The 19,434-nt window shown below is 60.3% G+C and carries 15 protein-coding genes; 14 read left to right on the top strand and 1 reads right to left on the bottom strand.

Annotated features, from left to right (window positions below):
• Positions 1–94: 94 nt before the first annotated feature.
• Positions 95–886, bottom strand: a complete 792-nt coding sequence (gene phhA, locus ACLD1X_RS19615; RefSeq protein ID WP_429370452.1) for a phenylalanine 4-monooxygenase — start codon at positions 884–886, stop codon at positions 95–97.
• 394 nt (positions 887–1,280) lie between these two features.
• Here phhA and ACLD1X_RS19610 point away from each other — a divergent pair, with 394 nt between their 5' ends.
• The 14 genes from ACLD1X_RS19610 to ACLD1X_RS19545 all read left to right on the top strand — a co-directional run bounded on the left by ACLD1X_RS19610 (position 1,281) and on the right by ACLD1X_RS19545 (position 19,390).
• Positions 1,281–2,840, top strand: a complete 1,560-nt coding sequence (locus ACLD1X_RS19610) for a sigma-54-dependent transcriptional regulator (RefSeq protein WP_429370450.1) — start codon at positions 1,281–1,283, stop codon at positions 2,838–2,840.
• Positions 2,841–3,005: 165 nt separating this feature from the next.
• Entirely contained in the window at positions 3,006–3,173 is a 168-nt protein-coding gene (locus ACLD1X_RS19605; RefSeq protein WP_429370448.1) for a periplasmic nitrate reductase, NapE protein, read from the top strand.
• 37 nt (positions 3,174–3,210) lie between these two features.
• Positions 3,211–3,477: a chaperone NapD gene (locus ACLD1X_RS19600; protein ID WP_429370446.1), complete on the top strand. Its 267-nt coding sequence runs from the start codon at positions 3,211–3,213 to the stop codon at positions 3,475–3,477.
• On the top strand, positions 3,468–5,972 hold the full coding sequence (napA, locus tag ACLD1X_RS19595; protein ID WP_429370444.1) for a nitrate reductase catalytic subunit NapA: 2,505 nt from the start codon (positions 3,468–3,470) through the stop codon (positions 5,970–5,972). Before ACLD1X_RS19600 ends, napA begins: the two co-directional genes overlap by 10 nt.
• 50 nt (positions 5,973–6,022) lie before the next feature.
• The gene (locus ACLD1X_RS19590) at positions 6,023–6,475 is read left to right on the top strand and encodes a nitrate reductase cytochrome c-type subunit (RefSeq protein WP_429370508.1); all 453 of its coding nucleotides are present in this window, start codon (positions 6,023–6,025) and stop codon (positions 6,473–6,475) included.
• A gap of 9 nt (positions 6,476–6,484) precedes the next feature.
• Positions 6,485–7,081 (top strand): cytochrome c3 family protein, encoded by a 597-nt coding sequence (locus ACLD1X_RS19585; protein WP_429370442.1) that lies wholly within the window; start codon positions 6,485–6,487, stop codon positions 7,079–7,081.
• A 212-nt stretch (positions 7,082–7,293) separates the two neighbouring features.
• Complete coding sequence (locus ACLD1X_RS19580) at positions 7,294–8,034, top strand: flagellar basal body rod protein FlgF (RefSeq protein ID WP_429370440.1); 741 nt, start codon at positions 7,294–7,296, stop codon at positions 8,032–8,034.
• 45 nt (positions 8,035–8,079) lie between these two features.
• Positions 8,080–8,865, top strand: a complete 786-nt coding sequence (flgG, locus tag ACLD1X_RS19575) for a flagellar basal-body rod protein FlgG (protein WP_429370438.1) — start codon at positions 8,080–8,082, stop codon at positions 8,863–8,865.
• Between the two features lie 52 nt (positions 8,866–8,917).
• Positions 8,918–9,613 (top strand): flagellar basal body L-ring protein FlgH, encoded by a 696-nt coding sequence (gene flgH / locus ACLD1X_RS19570; RefSeq protein WP_429370436.1) that lies wholly within the window; start codon positions 8,918–8,920, stop codon positions 9,611–9,613.
• A gap of 42 nt (positions 9,614–9,655) precedes the next feature.
• Positions 9,656–10,729: a flagellar basal body P-ring protein FlgI gene (locus ACLD1X_RS19565; protein WP_429370506.1), complete on the top strand. Its 1,074-nt coding sequence runs from the start codon at positions 9,656–9,658 to the stop codon at positions 10,727–10,729.
• Positions 10,730–10,740: 11 nt separating this feature from the next.
• Positions 10,741–12,027, top strand: coding sequence for a flagellar assembly peptidoglycan hydrolase FlgJ (flgJ, locus tag ACLD1X_RS19560; RefSeq protein ID WP_429370435.1), 1,287 nt, complete (start codon positions 10,741–10,743; stop codon positions 12,025–12,027).
• Between the two features lie 23 nt (positions 12,028–12,050).
• On the top strand, positions 12,051–14,096 hold the full coding sequence (gene flgK / locus ACLD1X_RS19555; protein ID WP_429370433.1) for a flagellar hook-associated protein FlgK: 2,046 nt from the start codon (positions 12,051–12,053) through the stop codon (positions 14,094–14,096).
• 13 nt (positions 14,097–14,109) lie between these two features.
• The gene (locus ACLD1X_RS19550; protein WP_429370431.1) at positions 14,110–15,681 is read left to right on the top strand and encodes a flagellar hook-associated protein 3; all 1,572 of its coding nucleotides are present in this window, start codon (positions 14,110–14,112) and stop codon (positions 15,679–15,681) included.
• A 115-nt stretch (positions 15,682–15,796) separates the two neighbouring features.
• Positions 15,797–19,390, top strand: coding sequence for a glycosyltransferase (locus tag ACLD1X_RS19545; protein ID WP_429370429.1), 3,594 nt, complete (start codon positions 15,797–15,799; stop codon positions 19,388–19,390).
• Positions 19,391–19,434 lie beyond the last annotated feature (44 nt).

Raw genomic sequence — 19,434 nt, 5'->3', positions numbered from 1 at the left:
TGAAATCGAGTGTTTTTATATCGGTCGACAGTTCCGTCACGCTAAACCAAAGCGACGGTGACTGACAGACTCACTTGTCAGCAAAAGTCGCGGTTCACGCAGCTTTTGGTTTTGGCGGAAATTTCGGCGTGTGCAGACCCATCTGCATCGCTTGCTTGACCATGCCCATGATGTCTTCGTGGGCCAGGTCGAACAGGCGCTTGAGATCCGGCAGAACGAAATACAGCGGTTGCAGGATGTCGATGCGGTACGGCGTGCGCATGCATTCCAGCGGGTCGAAGGCTTGATGTTCAGGCTCGTTCGACAGGCAGTAAACGGTTTCCTTCGGCGAAGACAGAATGCCGCCACCGTAGATGCGCTGGCCTTGCGGGGTGTCGAGCAGGCCGAATTCGATGGTCATCCAGTACAGGCGCGCCAGGTACACGCGCTCTTCCTTGGTCGCCTTGAGGCCGAGCTTGCCGTAGGTGTGGGTGAATTCAGCGAACCACGGGTTGGTCAGCAGTGGGCAGTGGCCAAAGATCTCGTGGAAAATGTCCGGCTCTTGCAGGTAGTCCAGTTCCTCGCGGGTGCGAATGAAGGTCGCCACCGGGAACTGCTTGCTGGCGAGCAATTCGAAAAAGGTCTGGAAGGGAATCAGTGCCGGAACCCGGGCAACCTGCCAGCCGGTGGTTTCACCGAGGACCTTGTTGATTTCGCCGAGTTGAGGAATGCGGTCGTGGGGCAGACCGAGTTTTTCGATACCGTCCAGGTACTCCTGGCACGCACGCCCTTCGATCACTTTCAGTTGACGGGTGATCAGCGTGTTCCACACCGCGTGTTCTTCGGCGGGGTAGTCGATAAAACCTTGCGCATCGGGCTCGCGAGCCACGTATTGCGTCTGCTTCATGCTGCTCTCCTGCTAGGGGGATTCGTTCTTGTTATGTACTGCTATGGACCTAGAAATACCCCATCAATTGCAGCGTTGCAGCAGGTGCCGGGCGTCACGCGCAGGAAAAATCCTCGATAAACGTAAAGTATTCGTTACGAATTCGTCGCGATCGCGCAGCCATTGAGATTTCCCGGTTTGAAAAACGCTTTGCCTGTCACATAATCTTGACGACTATCTGGGTGCCTCGAAAGAAAAATGCGATCGAACGCGCACTGCAATACCTCTGTGGGAGCGGGCTTGCTCGCGAAGGCGGTCTGTCTGATACATCAATGTTGGCTATGCCGACGTTTTCGCGAGCAAGCCCGCTCCCACAGGACCTCAACCTCACTCACTGCATTTTCGGGCCTTTTATATGCGTATCAAAGTCCACTGCCAGAACCGCATCGGCATCCTGCGCGACATTCTCAACCTGTTGGTGGAGTACGGCATCAACGTGGCCCGCGGTGAGGTGGGCGGTGAACATGGCAACGCCATCTACCTGCATTGCCCGAACCTGATCAACATTCAGTTCCAGGCCTTGCGACCGAAATTCGAGGCGATTGCCGGGGTCTTTGGCGTCAAGCGCGTAGGCCTGATGCCCAGCGAGCGTCGGCACATGGAGCTCAACGCACTGCTCGGTGCGCTGGAGTTTCCGGTGCTGTCGATCGACATGGGCGGTTCGATTGTCGCGGCCAACCGGGCGGCGGCGCAGTTGCTCGGCGTGCGGGTCGACGAGGTGCCGGGTATTCCCCTGTCGCGGTACGCCGAAGACTTCGATTTGCCGGAACTGGTGCGCGCCAACAAGTCGCGGATCAACGGGCTGCGGGTCAAGGTCAAGGGGGATGTGTTTCTGGCCGACATCGCGCCCTTGCAATCGGAGCACGACGACAGCGAGGCCATGGCCGGCGCGGTGCTGACGCTGCACCGCGCCGACCGGGTGGGCGAGCGCATCTACAACGTGCGCAAGCAGGAACTGCGCGGCTTTGACAGCATCTTTCAGAGCTCGAAAGTGATGGCCGCGGTGGTGCGTGAAGCACGGCGCATGGCACCGCTGGATGCGCCGCTTTTGATCGAAGGGGAAACCGGCACCGGCAAAGAGTTGCTGGCGCGGGCCTGTCACCTGGCCAGTCCTCGCGGGCAGTCGCCGTTGATGGCGCTCAATTGTGCCGGTCTGCCGGAGTCCATGGCCGAGACGGAACTGTTCGGTTACGGCCCCGGTGCCTTTGAAGGGGCGCGGGCCGAAGGCAAGCTCGGGCTGCTGGAACTGACGGCGGGCGGTACGCTGTTTCTCGATGGCGTTGGGGAAATGAGCCCGCGCTTGCAGGTGAAATTGCTGCGCTTCTTGCAGGACGGTTGCTTCCGGCGCGTAGGCAGCGATGAAGAGGTCTACCTCGATGTACGAGTGATCTGCGCGACCCAGGTCGACCTGTCCGAATTGTGTGCTCGCGGCGAGTTCCGCCAGGACCTCTATCACCGCTTGAACGTGTTGTCGCTGCACATCCCGCCGTTGCGCGAATGCCTCGACGGTTTGACGCCGCTGGTGGAACACTTCCTCGATCAGGCCAGCCGGCAGATCGGCTGTGCGCTGCCCAAACTTGCCCCGGCGGCCATGGAACGGCTCAGTCATTACCATTGGCCGGGTAACGTGCGGCAACTGGAGAACGTGCTGTTCCAGGCGGTTTCCCTGTGCGACGGCGGTACGGTCAAGGCCGAGCATATTCGTCTGCCGGATTATGGCGTGCGTCAGCCGCTTGGCGATTTTTCGCTGGAAGGCGGGCTGGACGAGATCGTCGGGCGTTTCGAAAAAGCAGTACTGGAGCGCCTCTACTCGGAGCATTCCAGCAGTCGACTGCTGGGCAAGCGCCTGGGCGTTTCTCACACCACGATTGCCAATAAATTGCGTGAATACGAAATAGGAAAACTTGAGCGGTAACGTTGTTTCGCTAAATTCAAATAAGAATAAATCGTAGATGATAGTTGTTTCGGGTGCTTCTTCATCTTGTTTGAAGTGCCTGTTACTCACGCCGTTGATCTGAATCAGGGAGCCTGCCAAGCAAGCCATCTAAGCTGAGTTCAAAGTTTGGCAGGAGCGAGAACCATGCCTTCAGCGGATGACACTTCCCAGCGAGTGCGTAAAGAAACTCGCCTGTTCTATTTTCTGATTGTCGTGCTGTTTCCTGCGCTATCGGTAGCGATAGTGGGCGGGTACGGTTTTATTGTCTGGTTCCTGCAAATGTTGCTCGGTCCCCCCGGGCCGCCTCACTGATCGCTGCTTTTTTTCTGAAATGCGCGGAGTGCCGGTCATGGAAAAGACGCTGCATATTGCCAGTCTCGTAGTCCTTGCTCGTCCTGCCCTTTTCGAAGCGGTGAAGGCTAACTTGCGTCTGTTAACGGGCGTTGAACTTCACCAGGAAAGTCCCGCCGGCAAATTGGTGGTGGTGTTGGAAACCGAGCACGAAAACCAGATTCTTCAGCGCATCGATCAGATCAACCGCCTGCCCGGCGTGCTCAATGCAGCCTTGGTTTATCACGAAATTCTCGATGTGACGGGAGAAAGCGCATGCCTATGACGCGGCGTGAGTTTGTCAAAGCCCAGGCTGCCGGGATTGCGGCTGCTGCTGCGGGGCTACCGGTATTTACCTCGGCCAGCAATCTGATCACCGAGCAAGACCGGGTTGCTCTGGACTGGAACAAGGCGCCCTGTCGCTTTTGCGGTACCGGGTGCAGTGTGATGGTGGCGACCAAGGACAATCGGGTGGTCGCGACCCATGGCGACGTGAAAGCCGAAGTCAATCGGGGGTTGAACTGCGTTAAAGGTTACTTCCTGTCAAAGATCATGTACGGCGTTGATCGCCTGACTCAGCCTCTGTTGCGTATGACGAACGGGCAATATGACAAACAGGGCGAGTTTCACCCCGTGTCGTGGAGTCAGGCGTTTGATGTCATGGAGTCAAAGTTCAAGGAAGCGCTGAAGAACAAAGGCTCCGATTCAATTGCGATGTTTGGTTCAGGGCAGTGGACAGTTTGGGAAGGGTACGCGGCCAACAAGTTGATGAAGGCCGGTTTTCGCTCGAACAATATTGACCCCAATGCGCGTCATTGCATGGCCTCTGCAGTCATGGGGTTCATGCGCACGTTCGGCATGGATGAGCCGATGGGCTGTTATGACGATATTGAGGTCACCGACGCGTTCGTCCTGTGGGGTTCAAACATGGCCGAGATGCACCCGATTCTTTGGAGTCGGGTGACCGATCGCCGTTTAAGTCAGCCCAGTGTGAAAGTTGCCGTGCTCTCGACTTTCGAGCATCGCAGTTTCGAGTTGGCCGATATTCCGATGGTGTTCAAGCCGCAGACTGACCTGCTGATTCTCAACTACATCGCCAACCACATCATTGAAAGCGGCTCGGTCAACAAAGACTTTGTCAGCAAGCACACACGGTTCGCCAAAGGGACGGATGACATCGGTTACGGTTTGCGCGCGGATAATCCGCTGGAAAAGAAAGCGCGCAATGCTGACAAGGCCAACACCTGGAGCGATATCGACTTCGATCAATTTGCCGCTTTCGTGAAGCCTTACACCCTTGAACGTACCGCGAAGGAAACCGGTGTTCCGGCCGAACGCCTCAAGGCATTGGCCGAACTGTATGCCGACCCCAAGCGCAAGGTGGTCTCGTTCTGGACCATGGGCTTCAACCAGCACACTCGGGGTGTGTGGGCGAACAATCTGATTTACAACATTCACCTGCTGACCGGGAAAATCAGTGAACCGGGCAACAGCCCGTTCTCGCTGACGGGGCAGCCATCGGCCTGTGGGACTGCGCGGGAAGTCGGGACGTTTTCCCATCGCCTGCCTGCCGACCTGGTGGTCACCAATGCGGCGCATCGCGCCACGGCGGAAAAAATCTGGAAGCTCCCGCCGGGTACCATCAAGGAAAAGGTCGGGTTCCATGCCGTGCAGCAGAGTCGCATGCTCAAGGATGGCGTGCTCAATGTGTATTGGACGATGGCCAGCAACAACATGCAGGCCGGGCCGAACATCATGCAGGAAGTGTTGCCCGGTTGGCGCAACCCCGAGAACTTTGTGGTGGTGTCGGATGTGTACCCTACGGTCTCGGCCCAGGCAGCCGATCTGATTCTGCCCACCGCGATGTGGGTCGAGAAAGAGGGCGCCTATGGCAATGCCGAGCGGCGTACGCAGTTCTGGCATCAACTGGTCTCGGCGCCGGGAGAGGCCAAGTCGGATCTCTGGCAGTTGGTCGAATTTTCCAAACGCTTTACCACGGACGAGGCCTGGCCGGCGCAATTGTTGGCCTCAGCCCCCGAATACAAGGGCAAAACCCTGTATGAGGTGCTGTTCAAAAATGGTCAGGTCGATCAATTCCCGGCAGATCAACTGGCGGCGGGCTATCAGAATGACGAGGCTCGGGATTTCGGTTTTTATCTGCAAAAAGGCCTGTTCGAAGAATATGCCCAGTTCGGCCGTGGCCATGGTCATGACCTTGCCCCCTTTGATCTTTATCACACCGAGCGCGGGTTGCGTTGGCCTGTGGTCGAGGGCAAGGAGACGCGCTGGCGTTTCCGTGAGGGTTATGACCCGTACGTCGAGAAAGGCAGTGGTGTGCAGTTTTACGGCTACCCCGACAAGAAGGCGATCATCTTCGCCTTGCCATATGAGCCACCGGCGGAATCTCCGGACGCGGACTTCCCGTTCTGGTTGAGCACCGGCCGGGTACTTGAGCACTGGCACACGGGGACCATGACCCAGCGCGTGGAAGAGCTCTACAAGGCAGTTCCTGATGCGCTGGTTTATATGCACCCTGCCGATGCCAAGGCTTTGAATGCCCGTCGTGGCAGCGAAGTGAAGCTGATCAGTCGGCGCGGTGAAATGCGAGCGCGCATCGAAACCCGCGGGCGCAACAAGCCGCCGCAAGGCCTGGTGTTCGTGCCGTTCTTCGATGCCAACAGGCTGATCAACAAGGTCACGCTCGATGCGACGGACCCTATCTCCAAGCAGACTGATTACAAGAAGTGTGCAATCCGGATCGAGCTGATCAAGACGGCATAAGGAGAGCTTTGATGAATGGTCGATCGCTGTCCTTGTTGGCCGTTTTGCTGATGTGGTTGTCGGCGGCGTTGGCCGCAGAGCCTGCTTATCCTCTGGATGCGCCAGCGCCGGATGGTCGGCGAGCCGGTGGCACCCTGACCCAGGAGTCGCCGGCACCGCCGATTGCCGAAGACGAAAACAAAGACCTCAAGCGCGAGCGCAATTATCCCGAGCAACCGCCCACCATCCCCCACAGTATTCGCGGCTATCAAATCGACAAGAACAGCAACAAATGCCTGTCTTGTCATAGTCGCGCCAACAGCGCACGCACGCAGGCACCGATGATCAGCATTACCCACTACATGGATCGCGATGGCCAGGCGCTGGCTGCGGTTTCACCGCGTCGTTACTTCTGCAACCAGTGTCATGTGCCACAGAAAGACGTGAAGCCGCTGGTGGAAAACAGCTTCAAGAATATTGACCAGGTGCTGCAAGACGAAATCAACGGCCAGCAGAAACGTTAAGGAGAGGCCATGAAATCTTTGCTTGTCCTGCTCAAGGATTATTGGGGTGTGCTGCGTCGACCCAGCGTGCATTACAGCCTGGGCTTTCTGACTCTCGGCGGGTTCATCGCCGGGGTGATTTTCTGGGGCGGTTTCAATACCACGCTGGAAGCGACCAATACCGAGAAGTTCTGCATTTCCTGTCATGAGATGCGTGACAACGTTTATGTCGAGTTACAGGACACCATCCACTACACCAATCGTTCAGGCGTACGGGCGACCTGCCCGGACTGTCACGTTCCTCACGAGTGGACGCACAAGATAGCCCGCAAAATGCAGGCATCAAAAGAGGTCTGGGGCAAAGTCTTCGGAACCATCGATACCCGCGACAAGTTTCTCGACATGCGGCGCGAACTGGCCGAGCACGAATGGTCAAGGCTCAAGGCCAATGACTCTCGAGAGTGCCGCAATTGCCATAACTTCGAATTCATGGATTTCACCCGCCAGGGCAAGCGCGCTGCCAGCATGCACTCCACGTCGCTGGCCAGTGGTCAGGCGACCTGTATCGACTGCCATAAAGGCATTGCCCACAAGCTGCCCGACATGAGCGGTGTCAAAGGCTGGTAACCGATCAGGCCAGTCTTTTGCGGTGTTGCCGCCAAGCGGCATGATCGCGCCGGTTTTTCGTCTTTGACACAATCCCCCGGATGCTCCTGATTGTCCTCAAGTCCCGTGTTTAAAGGGGCTTCATACCTCTGCAAGCAAGTTGGTCTGCAATTTGCTACAGCCTGCGCAGTACAGCAGTGGACGGCAAACGTCCGGCAGGCAGAGGAAAGAGTGTGGACAAGTACCTTTATGTGGCAATGACCGGCGCCAGCCAGAATGCACTGGCGCAAAAGGCTCATGCCAACAACCTCGCGAACATCTCCACCAACGGCTTCCAGAAAGACCTGGAGCAGGCCCGCTCGATGCCGGTGTTCGGTGACAGCTTTCCGGCGCGTGCGTTTGCCATGTCCGAACGCCCGGCTACCGATTTCTCCCCGGGCTCGCTGGTGGAAACCGGCCGCGACCTCGACGTTGCCGTGCAAGGCAGCGGCTGGATTGCCGTGCAGACTCCCGATGGCGCTGAAAGCTACGTGCGCACCGGCAGCCTGAACGTTGACGCCCTGGGCGTGTTGCGCGCCGGCAACGGCATGCCGGTCATGGGCAATGGCGGGCCGATTGCCGTGCCGCCGGAGCAGCAGATCGAAGTCGGCGAAGACGGCACCATCAGCATCCGCGCGATGGGCGAAGGTCCCCGGGTGATGGCTGAAGTCGACCGCATCAAGCTGGTCAACCCGGACCTCAAAAACATGACCAAGGGCCTGGATGGTTCGATCCACACCAAGGACGGCAAGCCGGCGCAGGCGGATGCCGGCGTCAAGCTGGTGTCCGGGTTCCTCGAGTCGAGCAACGTCAATGCCGTGGAAGAGATGACCTCGGTACTGGCCTTGTCCAAGCAGTTCGAGCTGCACATCAAGATGATGAACACCGCCAAAGACGATGACCAGGCCATGGCTCGGGTCTTGCAGATCAGCTAATTACCAGAACGTCGCGCCGTAAAACAGGCGCACGAGGAGAATCGAATGCTTCCGGCTCTATGGGTTGCCAAAACAGGTTTGTCCGCCCAGGACACCAACCTGACCACCATTTCCAACAACCTGGCGAACGTGTCGACCACGGGTTTCAAACGTGACCGCGCCGAGTTCCAGGACTTGCTCTACCAGATCAAGCGTCAACCAGGCGCCCAGTCGACCCAGGACAGCGAGCTGCCGTCGGGCCTGCAACTGGGTACCGGTGTGCGCATCGTCGGCACCCAGAAAAACTTCACTGCCGGCAGCCTGCAAACCACCGAGCAGCCGCTGGACATGGCCATCGACGGCCGCGGTTTCTTCCAGATCCTGCAACCGGACGGCACTACGTCCTATACCCGTGACGGTACCTTCCACCTGGACTCCAACGGCCAGGTCGTCAACGCCAGCGGCTTCGCCCTGGAACCGGCCATTGTCATTCCGAACGACGCGCAGACCTTCACGGTCGGCCGCGACGGCACCGTGTCCATCACCATTGCCGGCAACCCGGCTGCCCAAGTGATCGGCAACCTGCAAACCGCCGACTTCATCAACCCGGCCGGCCTGCAGGCCGTAGGCAACAACCTGTTCCTGGAAACCGCTGCCAGTGGTGCGCCGCAAGTCGGCACACCGGGCCTGAACGGTTTCGGCACCACGCTGCAGAACACCCTGGAAACCTCCAACGTCAGCACCGTTGAGGAGATGGTCAACATGATCACCACCCAGCGCGCCTACGAGATGAACTCCAAGGTGATCTCCACCGCCGACCAGATGCTCTCGTTCGTAACGCAGAATCTGTAATCAAGTCTATGGGGCGGCCATGAGGCTGCCTGCTACACCGTGAGGTAGGGTCATGAATCGCTATGTATCTGTTCTGGCACTGAGTGGGATCGCCGCGCTCGCAGGTTGCGTGCCTGCGACGCCCAAGCCCAATGACCCTTACTACGCTCCGGTGTTGCCGCGCACGCCGTTGCCGGCGGCGGCGAACAATGGCTCGATCTATCAGGCCGGTTTCGAACAGAACCTCTACAGCGACCGCAAGGCGTTCCGGATCGGTGACATCATCACCATCACCCTGAACGAAAAGACCCAGGCCAGCAAAAACGCCAACTCGCAGGTGGCCAAGAACAGCAAGACCGGCATCGGCCTGACCTCGCTGTTTGGCTCCACACCCAACACCAATAACCCGTTTGGCAGTGGTGACCTGAGCCTGGAGGCAAGCTACGAAGGCGACCGCGCGACCAAGGGTGACAGCAAGGCGGCGCAGGGCAACACCCTGACCGGCTCGATCACCGTGACCGTCGCCGACGTGTTGCCCAACGGCATCATCGCGGTGCGTGGCGAGAAGTGGATGACCCTCAACACCGGCGACGAACTGGTACGGATAGCCGGTCTTGTGCGCGCCGATGACATCGCCACCGACAACACTGTGTCGTCGACCCGTGTCGCCGATGCGCGCATCACCTACTCGGGCACCGGTTCGTTTGCCGATGCGAGTCAGCCAGGCTGGTTCGACCGTTTCTTCCTCAGCCCGCTGTTCCCTTTCTAGGTGGCTACGTTGAATTTCAGAAGTCTCATCGTTGCCGCTCTGATGCTGTCCGCGGCTTTCAACGCTCAAGCCGAGCGCCTGAAGGACATCGCCAGCATTTCCGGCGTGCGTTCCAACCAGTTGATCGGCTACGGCCTGGTGGTCGGGCTTAACGGCACCGGTGACCAGACGACGCAAACCCCGTTCACCCTGCAGACCTTCAACAACATGCTCTCGCAGTTCGGCATCAAGGTGCCGCCGGGCTCGGGCAACGTGCAGTTGAAGAACGTCGCGGCGGTGTCGATCAGTGCCGACTTGCCGGCGTTCGCCAAGCCGGGGCAGCAGGTCGACATCACCGTTTCGTCCATCGGCAACTCCAAGAGCCTGCGCGGCGGCACCTTGCTGCTGACGCCACTCAAGGGTATCGACGGCAACGTCTATGCGGTGGCCCAGGGCAACCTGGTGGTCGGTGGTTTCGATGCGGAAGGTCGTGACGGCTCGAAGATCACCGTCAACGTTCCGTCGGCCGGTCGCATCCCCGGTGGTGCGTCGGTGGAGCGCTCGGTACCGAGCGGTTTCAACCAGGGCAACAGCCTGACGCTGAACCTCAACCGTTCCGACTTCACCACCGCCAAGCGCATCGTCGACAAGATCAACGACATGCTCGGCCCTGGCGTGGCCCAGGCCATCGACGGCGGTTCGATTCGCGTCACCGCGCCGCTCGATCCGAGCCAGCGGGTCGACTACCTGTCGATCCTGGAAAACCTTGAGGTCGATCCGGGCCAGGCGGTGGCGAAAGTCATCATCAACTCGCGTACCGGCACCATCGTGATCGGCCAGAACGTCAAGGTTTCCCCGGCCGCCGTGACCCACGGCAGCCTGACCGTGACCATCACCGAAGATCCGATCGTCAGCCAGCCCGGCCCTCTGTCCAATGGTACGACGGCGGTCGTGCCGCGTTCGAAGGTCAATGCCCAGCAGGAAGCCAAGCCGATGTTCAAGTTCGGCCCGGGCACCACCCTCGACGAGATCGTGCGGGCGGTGAACCAGGTCGGCGCGGCACCGGGTGACTTGATGGCCATCCTCGAAGCGCTGAAGCAGGCCGGCGCCCTGCAAGCCGACCTGATCGTGATCTGAGGACAGCCATCGTGGATATGCGCAAGAGCGGTCTGGTCAGCAGCAGCGATTCGGGCTCCTATTCGGACCTGAACCGTCTGAATCAGCTCAAGGTCGGCGACAAGAACAGCGACGGCAATATGCGCAAGGTGGCGCAGGAGTTCGAATCGCTGTTCCTCGGGGAAATGCTCAAGTCCATGCGCTCGGCCACCGAAGCGCTGGGTCAGGACAATCCAATGAACACCCCGGCGGCCAAGCAGTACCAGGAAATGTACGACCAGCAGCTGGCCGTTTCCATGTCCCGCGAAGGCGGCGGTATTGGCCTGGCGGACGTGCTGATGCGCCAGATGTCGAAGAACAAGCCAATGGCGCCGGGCGAGGCGGCCGCCGCGTCGCTGGCCAAGCAAGAGGCCGCGAAAGCAGCCGTGCAAACGCCAGTGGCGGCAGGCACGGTGGCAATCAACGGGCCGTTGTCGCGGGTCAACGGACAGCGTCCGTTGTGGGCTTCGCGATCGGTCCATGCGCCGCAAGAGGCGGGCGAGGGCGGTCATCGCAATGACATGGCGCTGATCAACCAGCGACGCCTGGCATTGCCACCGAAGCTGGCTGATCGTCTGTTGGCCGGGCTGGTGCCTTCGGCGACGACCACGGCTGCGACAGTCAACAAAACGCAATTGCCAGAACGCACAACGACCACCGGCACAGGACCGCTGTACAACGGCGACTGGCTGGCGAACGCGCAACAATCCTCTTCGGGCGGCATGCAGATCTACGGTCGAGCCATGGCGCAGATTCCGCTGGCGCCGGCGAAAAAAGCCTTCAGTTCCGCCGACCAGTTCGTCAACACCATGTTGCCGATGGCCAAGGAAGCGGCGGCCCGAATCGGTGTCGATCCACGTTACCTGGTGGCCCAGGCGGCCCTGGAAACCGGCTGGGGCAAATCGGTCATGCGTGCTCAGGACGGCAGTAGCAGTCACAACCTGTTCGGCATCAAGGCCGGCAACAGCTGGCAGGGCAATTCGGCGCGGGCGATCACCAGCGAATTCAGGAACGGGCAGATGGTCAAGGAGACGGCCGAGTTCCGTTCCTACGACTCCTACAAGGACAGTTTCCATGACCTTGTGACTTTGCTGCAGACCAATAATCGCTATCAAGATGTCGTGAAGTCGGCCGATAACCCAGAACAGTTTGTACGCGAGTTGCAGAAGGCCGGTTACGCAACCGACCCGGACTACGCAAGCAAGATTTCGCAGATAGCCAAGCAGATGACGAGTTACCAGAACTACGCTGCGGCGGGCGTTTCCACCACGCCTTTATAGGCACAAGGTATAAGGTCTGAATCATGAGTTTGCTCAATATCGGGATGTCGGGGCTGAGTGCTGGCCATAACTCGTTGGTGACGACCGGCAACAACATTGCCAACGTCGACACTGCCGGGTACTCGCGCCAGCAATCTGTGCAGAGCAGCAAAAGCTCGATTCAGTACGGCAACGTGTTCATCGGTACCGGCACGACACTGGCCGATGTGCGCCGCGTGTATAACTCGTATCTCGACTCGCAGCTGCGTACCGCTACCTCGCTCAACAGCGAAGCCGCGTCGTACAACGCTCAGGCCACTCCGCTGGACGCCACGCTTTCCGATAGCAACACCGGGCTGACCGGTGTGCTGCAAAAGTTCTTCTCCTCGATGCAGGGCGTTTCGACGTCGGCCACCGATGACACGTCCCGTCAGTCGGTGCTGACCGGTGCCCAGGCGTTGTCCGCCCGATTCAATTCGATTGCCAAGCAGCTGAACGACCAGAACACCAACCTCAATGGCAGCCTGGGCGACATGGCGGATCAGGTGAACAAGCTGTCCACCACGATTGCCACGCTCAACCAGAAGATTTCCGAGCTCTCCACCGGCACCAACCAGCCGAACGACCTGCTGGACTCGCGCAACGAAGCCGTGCGCCAGCTGTCCGAGCTGGTCGGTACCCAGGTGGTCGAGCGTGGCAACAGCTACGACATCTACATCGGCAGCGGTCAGCCACTGGTGGTCGGCAACACCACCAATACACTGCAAACCGTGCCGAGCAAGGATGACCCGTCGCGCATGGCGCTGCAGCTCAACCGTGGCTCCAGCACCATCGATGTGACCTCGGTGATCGGCGGCGGTAAAATCGGTGGCCTGCTGACTTACCGCAAGGAGGTGCTGGACCCTTCGCTCAATGAGCTGGGCCGAGTGGCACTGGTGGTGGCCGACCAGATCAACAGCCAGCAGGCGCAAGGCATCGACAAGAACGGTGATTTCGGCGCGGCAATCTTCAACAACATCAACAGTGCCGCGCTGGTCAGTCAGCGCAGCATTGCGGCGGCGGGCAACAGCGCCGGCTCCGGCAACCTGGATGTCACCATCAAGGACACCGGCAAGCTGACCACCAGCGACTATCAAGTGACGTTCACCAGCGCGACCAACTACACCGTCAAGCGCTCGGACGGCACCGACATGGGCGCGTTCAGCACCACGACGACGCCGGCTCCGGTGATCGACGGCTTCAGCCTGAACCTCAATGGCGGCGCGCTGAGTGCCGGCGACTCGTTCAAAGTGACGCCGACCCGAGGCGCGGCGGCCAGTATCCAGACCGTGCTCACCGACCCGAAGAAAATCGCCGCCGCCGCCCCCTTGACCGGCGTGACCAGTGCCAACAACAGCGGCACCTACACCCAGCCGACGCTGACCAGCACCATCGATATCTACAACCCGGCTGCCCAGGCGGAAATGCAGACTGCGCTCAAGTACTCGACACCGGTCAAACTGGTTTTCGGAGCGGCCAGCGGCGGTAGCCAGAACTACAACATGGTCGATGCCAAGGGCAACTCGATCGGCACCGGCACCATCGTTCCCGGCCAGAGCAACACGCTCAACCTGAAAGTGGGCATGGTCGATGCCAGCGGTGCTCCGGTCATGGACAACAGCGTCACGCCGGCAGTGCAGAAGACGTTCACCGTGCAGACCACGGTCGGCGCCACACCCGCCAGTGGCGAAAGCTTCACCATCAACCTGACTGGCGCGGCGTCTTCGGACAACCGCAACGCCCAGGCGCTGGTCGGGCTGCAAACCAAACAGACCGTAGACACCGGCACGGCGAGCAAGGGCATCAGCCTGACCGATGCCTACAACAAGCTGGTGACCAACGTCGGCGCCAAGGCAGCCCAAGGCAAGTCCGACAGCGACGCCACCACGGCGATCCTGACCAACGCCAAAGGGGCGCGGGATTCGAACTCCGGGGTCGACCTGGATGAAGAAACCGGCAACCTGGTCAAGTACCAGCAGTACTACACCGCGTCTTCGCAGATCATCAAGGCTGCGCAGGAAATTTTCACCACGCTGATCAACAGCCTTTAAGGAGTCGTAATTCATGCGCATTTCCACCGCCCAGTATTACGAAATCACCGCTGCGAACTACCAGCGCAACTTCAACAAGGCCATCGCCACCAGCAACGAAGCCAGCAGCCTGACCCGCGTCAACACCGCCGCCGATGATCCGATCGGTGCCGGTCGTTTGCTGCAACTGGGTCAGCAGAGCGCGATGCTTGATCAGTACGACACCAACATCCAGAGCACCAAGAGTGCCTTGAGCCTGCAGGAAACTACGCTCAGTTCCATCGGCACCGCTTTGCAGCGCGCCAAGGAACTGGCCCTCGCCGCCAGCAACGGCATTGCCACCGACGCGGACCGCAAGGCCTATGCTTCGGAACTGGGCCAGATCCAGCAACAGGTGCTGGGCCTGATGAACTCCAAGGACGCGAACGGCAATTACCTGTTCTCCGGTTCGAAAACCGACACCGCGCCTTACTCGCAGAACTCGGACGGCACCTACAGCTACAACGGCGACCAGACCACCGTCGACCTGGGCATCGGCGATGGCATGACGATCGGGACCAACACCACCGGCTGGGATGCGTTCCAGCAGACCATCAATACCGGTCGCACCCAGACCACCATGACCGCTCCGCCGGTGGATGACGGGCGCGTGGTGCTGTCCAACGGCACGGTCGGCACCAGCTCTACCTACAACGCGAAGTTCTCCGGCGGCCAGCCGTACACCGTCAGTTTCCTCAGCAGCACCCAGTTGAAGATCACCGACGCGCTGGGTAACGACGTGACCGCCGAAGCCAGCCAGAATGGCGTCATCAGCAACTCCAACGGCGCCAACCAGACGGTCAGTTTCCGTGGTGTTGACCTGAAGCTGAACATCAACCTCAAGTCCACTGATACCAACCCTGACGCGGTGATCGCCGGTCACAGTTTCAATCTGTCTTCGACCTCGGACAGCTTCAACACCTCGCGCGGCGCCGGTAACGCATCGACTGCGGTCATCACCGGTTCCAGCGTGACGAACCCGACGGCGTACACCAACGCCTTTCCGTCGGGCGGGGCGATCCTCAAGTTCACCAGCGCGACCAACTTCGACCTGTATGCGGCACCGATCACTGCCGACAGCCGGCCGGTGTCGTCGGGCACCGTCTCGGGCGGCAACGCCACCGCGGCGGGCGTGACGTTTGCCTTGGGCGGTGGCGCCCCGGCGTCCGGCGACCAGTTCGTGATTCAGTCCAACAACCATCAGACCCAGAACGTGCTCGACACCCTGGGCCAGATGATCACCGCACTGAACACGCCGATCGATGGCAATCCTGCGGCCAAGCAGAAGTTCCTGGGCGCCATGGAATCGGGAATGGGCAACATCGACAGTGCGGCCAACCAGATCGGCTCGGCCGTTACCACGATCGGTGCCCGTGGCCAGGCGCTGGATAACCAGACCGCGACCAACGAGAGCCTGACCCTGGCGAACACCGCGAGCCAGTCTTCGATTCGCGATTCAGACCCGGCCGAAGTCATGACTCGCCTGACCTTGCAGCAGACCATGCTGCAGGCGGCGCAGCTGGCATTCAGCAAGATTTCCCAGCTGGGCCTGTTCAACAAGATCTGACGGTGGTCGGGCGCGCAGGCGCCCGGTTGCCTTGCCCCTTCAGTATTTATCGTCTTTTTTGCGGTAACAAAGGGCTCGCTTTTCAGGGCGGGCTCGCGCCGCCTGTGAGCCCGCCGTGAATTCACTCCCGCTTGTCAGCCTGGTCATTCCCGCCTTCAATCCACGCTTCTTCGGTCGTGCCTTGCATACGGCTGTGAGTCAGAGCTACGGCAATCTGGAGGTCATCGTTTGCGATGACAGTCGCGGTTCCGAAATCGAAGACATCGTGGCTTCGGTGGTTGAGCAGGGCGCGACCGTACGTTATGTGCGAAATCCGCGAACCCTGGGGCTGGTGGGTAACCTGCAGGCTTGCCTGGAGCAGGCGCAGGGCGAGTACATCAAGTTTCTTTGTGATGATGACCAGTTGTTCTCGGCCTGCATCGAGCGTCAGGCCCAGGCGCTGATCGACTGCCCCGATGTCAATCTGGTCGTGGCCCAGCGGCTGCTCTGGGACGCCGACGACATGCCGCTGCCTTCGCGCCTGGAAAACACCCCGCTTTCCCCGGTGGGCGGGGTGTTCAAGGGCGAGGACCTGCTGGCGATCTTCGAAAATTTCCCGGTCAACATCCTCGGTGGCTTCAGCAATGCGATGTTCCGTCGGGCTGACGTGCTCGAACTGTTCCCGGCACTGACTCAGCCCGGTCATTGCTTTGTCGCGACCCTCGATTTCGCCTTGTACGTCTGCCTGATGCGGCGCGGCAATCTGGCGGTGTCCAATCACGTGCTCGGCGTCGAGCGCCTGTACCCGGAGCGTTTGAGCGGCCAGCAGGCGATGAAGGACGCGGCCGAAACCGAGCGGCAATGGTTGTCGCAGATGCTCAAGGCACGCAGCGGCGAATCTGCACCGGCCCAGGGTTGGGTGCGCTATGTGCAACTGACCAAAGTGGACGAGTCGCCGCGGGTTTGGGAGGAGTTGCCGCTGAGCCGGACCCTGGGTACAAAACAGACGACCCAGGACTGGCATGTCGGCATCGCCAGTGTCAGTTTCGCGCAACTGTATGCCCAATGGCTGGCGTGCCGCACGCTCACCGACGGTCAGCGCGAACTGCTGGCGGATACGCTGGAAGCCTGGCCGACCAGACCCAGAATCGTTCCGGTCATCATCGATGAGCAGGGCAGTCGTTCGGCGCTGGAACTCACTCTGCAATCGCTGGCAGATCAGGATTACGTCCCTGAACTGACGCTGGTGCTGTCGGCGTCCTGTACGCAAGCGGTACTGGACGAGCGTGTGTTCCGCTTGCCGTTGCAGGACGACTGGCAGCAGCAGATCAACGCCCTGTTGCCGCAACTGGAAGGCACTGGCTGGTTCTATCTGTTGCGTGCCGGTGACCGTCTGGTGGCGCCGGCCTTGTTGATCATGGCGGAACGCATTGCGCTGTCGCGCACGCTGACGTGCCTGTACAGCGATGAAGGCGGGCTGCATCAGGGCGAGTCGGCCGAGCCTGCATTCAAGCCGGACTTCAACCTGGACCTCATGCGCAGCTATCCCTACGTAGGGCGAGCGCTGGCATTCGAGCGCGAACAGTTCCTGGCGCTGGGCGGATTCGATTCGGCATACGGTGAACTGGCGCCACACGATGTGTTGTGGCGCATGGTCGAGCGTAGCGGCACGCACGTGGTCGGACACGTTTCGGAGGTGCTGCTGGAGTCGGCGTTCGACCTGACCCAATGGCTGTCGCTGCCGGAAGTGGTGGACACCAATCCGCGGCTGCTCGAGGCGCACTTGAATCGCCTGGGTGTCGCCCACGACATTCGCCAGGGCAGTTCGGAGCTGCTCAATCGGGTCGACTATCGCCATGCCGATCAGCCACTTGTGTCGATCGTAATCGTCAGTAAAGATCAGACCCTGGCGTTGCAACGGTGTGTCGAGAGCCTGCTGGAGAAAACCGCCTACGGCGAATACGAGTTGCTGTTGGTGGACAACGGCAGCGAGAGCGCCGAGGCCCTTGAATGGTTCGCCGGCATGGCACAACTGGGCAGCGACCGGATCCGGGTGTTGCGCTGCGAGCTGCAAGGCAACGCGGCGGCGGTGCGCAATTTTGCCGTGCAGCAGGCAGCTGGCGAATACGTGCTGATGCTCAACCCTTACACGGTGATCACCCAGGCCCAATGGCTGGGCGAATTGCTCAATCATGCCCAGCGTCCGGAAGTCGGCGTGGTGGGGGCCAAGTTGTTCAACCCCGATGGCCGCGTGCTGCATGCCGGGCTGATTCTCGGGTTGCAAGGGCCGGCCGGCGTGCCGTTCCATGGCGAGATGCTGCACGCAGCGGGCTACATGTACCGCTTGCAGGTCGCCCACGATTTCAGTGCCGTCGGCGGCGATTGCCTGATGGTGCGCAAGGCGGTCTTTGAGGCAGTCGGTGGCCTGGATGAGCAGGGCCTGGCGCAGTCCCTCAACGAAGTGGACCTGTGTCTGCGCGTCGGCCAGGAAGGTTATCTGGTGGTCTGGACACCTCACGCTCAACTGGCGTTGGGCGCGCAGCCGGCGGTGGTGGCGCAGGAAGGTGACCAGGTCCGCAGCGAACAGGAACAGGAAGTGTTCTACAAGCGCTGGCTGCCGATCGTGGCCCGTGATCCGGCCTACAACACCAACCTGGCATTGCAGGGATTGGGCGGGGCAAGCTTCAGCCTCGAACCTGGCTTGCGCTCCGGCTGGAGCCCGTTTTCCAAGGCGCAGTTGCCGAAGATTCTCGCGTTGCCGGTCAATGCTTCAGCCATCGGCCATTACCGGGTCACGCAACCGTTGATTGAGCTGGAGGCGGCCGGCAGGGCGCAGGGTCGCATTCATTACAACCTGCCGACCATCATCGAGGTCGAGCGCCATTCGCCTGACGTGATCATCCTGCAGGGGCGCTACTCCGAAGGTCCGATCAACGAAATCCCGAGCCTGCAGAAATACTCCGGTGCGCGACGCATCTACGAGCTCGATGACTATGTGATCAACGTTCCGCACCGCAATGCGCATATCCGCAACATGCCGGGCAAGGACGAAATGGAGAAGCTGGTCCGCCGTGCCATCGGCATGTGCGATCGCGTGGTGGTCTCCACCGAGCCGCTGGGCAACGCACTGTCGGACATGCATCAGGACATTCGCGTGGTGCCCAACATGTTGGCGTCGCACTTGTGGACCGACCTGCGCAGTCAGCGCCGCACGTCGAAAAAACCGCGGGTCGGCTGGGGTGGCGGCACCAGCCACCACGGCGACCTGGCGGTCATCGCCGATGTGGTCCGCGAGTTGGCCAATGAAGTCGACTGGGTATTCTTCGGCATGTGCCCGGACGATCTGCGCCCGTACATGCACGAGTTTCATGGGGTGATCGGGCTGGATGTCTACCCGGCCAAGTTGGCCAGCCTGAACCTGGACCTGGCCTTGGCGCCGTTGGAGTTCCACATCTTCAACGACTGCAAGAGCAACCTGCGGCTGCTGGAGTATGGCGCTTGCGGATACCCGGTGATCTGCACCGACACCGAGGCCTATCGCGGCTACCTGCCGTGCACCCGGATCAAGACCAACTCCACGGATGAGTGGCTGCAGGCGATCCGCATGCACCTGTCCGATCCGGATGCCAGCTATCGCATGGGCGATGAGTTGCGCGAGATCGTGCTGCGTGACTATGTGCTGCGCGGCGACAATTTGCGCTACTGGGAAAATGGCTGGCTGGCGGACTGACCGTTCGCGCATCCATCCCGGCCAGGCAGGCGACGTTGAGTCGC

The organism is Pseudomonas sp. 18173 (assembly GCF_050432945.1).
Lineage (GTDB): Bacteria > Pseudomonadota > Gammaproteobacteria > Pseudomonadales > Pseudomonadaceae > Aquipseudomonas.
Note: the sequence above shows the minus strand (reverse complement) of the source record. Positions and strands in the feature narration are given on the sequence as shown.

What these genes read in the sequence shown, in the direction of transcription:
- phhA (WP_429370452.1), bottom strand. Translation starts at nt 886, where the DNA reads ATGAAGCAGACGCAATACGTGGCTCGCGAGCCCGATGCGCAAGGTTTT.
- ACLD1X_RS19610 (WP_429370450.1), top strand. Translation starts at nt 1,281, where the DNA reads ATGCGTATCAAAGTCCACTGCCAGAACCGCATCGGCATCCTGCGCGAC.
- ACLD1X_RS19605 (WP_429370448.1), top strand. Translation starts at nt 3,006, where the DNA reads ATGCCTTCAGCGGATGACACTTCCCAGCGAGTGCGTAAAGAAACTCGC.
- ACLD1X_RS19600 (WP_429370446.1), top strand. Translation starts at nt 3,211, where the DNA reads ATGGAAAAGACGCTGCATATTGCCAGTCTCGTAGTCCTTGCTCGTCCT.
- napA (WP_429370444.1), top strand. Translation starts at nt 3,468, where the DNA reads ATGCCTATGACGCGGCGTGAGTTTGTCAAAGCCCAGGCTGCCGGGATT.
- ACLD1X_RS19590 (WP_429370508.1), top strand. Translation starts at nt 6,023, where the DNA reads ATGTGGTTGTCGGCGGCGTTGGCCGCAGAGCCTGCTTATCCTCTGGAT.
- ACLD1X_RS19585 (WP_429370442.1), top strand. Translation starts at nt 6,485, where the DNA reads ATGAAATCTTTGCTTGTCCTGCTCAAGGATTATTGGGGTGTGCTGCGT.
- flgG (WP_429370438.1), top strand. Translation starts at nt 8,080, where the DNA reads ATGCTTCCGGCTCTATGGGTTGCCAAAACAGGTTTGTCCGCCCAGGAC.
- flgH (WP_429370436.1), top strand. Translation starts at nt 8,918, where the DNA reads ATGAATCGCTATGTATCTGTTCTGGCACTGAGTGGGATCGCCGCGCTC.
- ACLD1X_RS19565 (WP_429370506.1), top strand. Translation starts at nt 9,656, where the DNA reads ATGCTGTCCGCGGCTTTCAACGCTCAAGCCGAGCGCCTGAAGGACATC.
- flgK (WP_429370433.1), top strand. Translation starts at nt 12,051, where the DNA reads ATGAGTTTGCTCAATATCGGGATGTCGGGGCTGAGTGCTGGCCATAAC.
- ACLD1X_RS19550 (WP_429370431.1), top strand. Translation starts at nt 14,110, where the DNA reads ATGCGCATTTCCACCGCCCAGTATTACGAAATCACCGCTGCGAACTAC.